Origin of the sequence: Paracoccus sp. FO-3, from assembly GCF_006386455.1 — a bacterium.
In the GTDB taxonomy this organism is placed as follows: domain Bacteria; phylum Pseudomonadota; class Alphaproteobacteria; order Rhodobacterales; family Rhodobacteraceae; genus Paracoccus; species Paracoccus versutus.
In genome coordinates, this window is record NZ_VCBQ01000251.1 from 1 (window position 1) to 1,556 (window position 1,556).

2 protein-coding genes are annotated in these 1,556 nt (G+C 69.3%); both read right to left on the bottom strand.

Annotation, left to right across the window (positions count from 1 at the left end):
- Positions 1 to 612 (bottom strand): formyltetrahydrofolate deformylase (locus tag FE811_RS26780; RefSeq protein ID WP_140849547.1); only part of this gene is annotated, 612 nt, incomplete at its 3' end.
- 132 nt (positions 613 to 744) lie between these two features.
- On the bottom strand, positions 745 to 1,556 hold an 812-nt coding region (gene folD, locus FE811_RS26785; protein ID WP_140849549.1), incomplete at its 5' end, for a bifunctional methylenetetrahydrofolate dehydrogenase/methenyltetrahydrofolate cyclohydrolase FolD.

The following is a 1,556-nucleotide window of genomic DNA, read 5'->3' on the forward strand; positions in this document are numbered from 1 at the left end:
CTTGTAGGGGTTGGCGCCCTTGAAGCTCGGCAGGAAGGAATGGTGGATGTTGATGATCCGCCCCGACATCTTCTTGCACAATGCATCCGACAGCACCTGCATGTAGCGCGCCAGCACCACCAGCTCGGCCCCCGAATCCTCGACCACCGCCATCAGCTGCGCCTCGGCCTGCGGCTTGTTCTCGCGCGTGACCTTGATGCAGTGGAAGGGGATGTCGTGGTTCACCACCACCTTCTGGTAGTCCATGTGGTTCGAGATCACCGCCACGATCTCGATCGGCAGCGCGCCGATGCGCCAGCGATAGAGAAGGTCGTTCAGGCAATGGCCGAAGCGGCTGACCATGATCACCACCTTCATCTTCTCGGCCTCGTCATGGATGGCGTAGTCCATGGCGAAGGGCTCGGCCGGGCCGGCCAGGCCCGCACGCAGCGCCTCCAGCCCCACGCCCTCCTCCGAGACGAAGCTCACCCGCATGAAGAAGCGCCCGGTCTCGGTATCGTCGAACTGCGAACTGTCGGTGATGTTGCAGCCATGCTCGGCCAGAAAGCCGGCCACGGTGGCGACGATGCCGCGCGTCGAGGGGCAGGCGACCGTCAGCGTGTATTTCTTCATCTGGCTCTCCACTGAAAGGGCAAGCGCCCTGGTTTCTTCCGTGTGCAAATATCCCGGGGGGACGCTCCTGCGGCCCCCTCGAGGGGCCGCAGGAGCGGGGGGGCAGCGCCCCCCGCCGTCCCGCGCCATCCCTCAGGCCGCCGCGCCTTCGGCCCGGCCCGGGTCCGGCTCGGGCAGACCATGCGCCCGGCAGCAGGCCACCAGCGTATTGGCCAGCAGGCAGGCGATGGTCATCGGCCCCACGCCCCCCGGCACCGGGGTGATCGCGCCCGCCACCTGCGCCGCGCCCGCGAAGTCCACGTCGCCGACCAGCCGCGACCGGCCCTCCTCCTCGATGCGGTTGATGCCCACGTCGATCACCGTGGCGCCGGGCTTGATCCACTCGCCCCGGATCATCCGCGCCCGGCCCACCGCCGCCACCAGGATGTCGGCCCGCCGGCAGACCGCCGCCAGCTCGCGGGTGCGGCTGTGGGCGATGGTCACCGTGCAGTTCTCGGCCAGCAAGAGCTGCGCCATCGGCTTGCCCACGATGTTGCTGCGCCCCACCACCACCGCCTCCAGCCCCGACAGATCCCCGAGCGTCTCGCGCAAGAGCATCAGGCAGCCCGAGGGCGTGCAGGGCACCAGCGCCTTCTGCCCGGTCCCCAGCAGCCCCACGTTCAGCGCATGGAACCCGTCCACGTCCTTTCGCGGGTCGATGGCGGCGATCACCGCCCCGGCGTCCATATGCGCGGGCAGCGGCAGCTGCACCAGGATGCCGTGCACGGCCGGGTCGGCATTGAGCCGCGCGACCAGCGCCAGCAGCGCCGCCTGCGGCGTCTCGGCCGCAAGCCGGTGCTCGAAGCTCGCCATCCCCGCCTCGCGCGTCTGGACCGCCTTGTTCCTGACATAGACCTGGCTCGCAGGATCCTCGCCCACCAGAACAACCGCAAGCCCGGGCACCA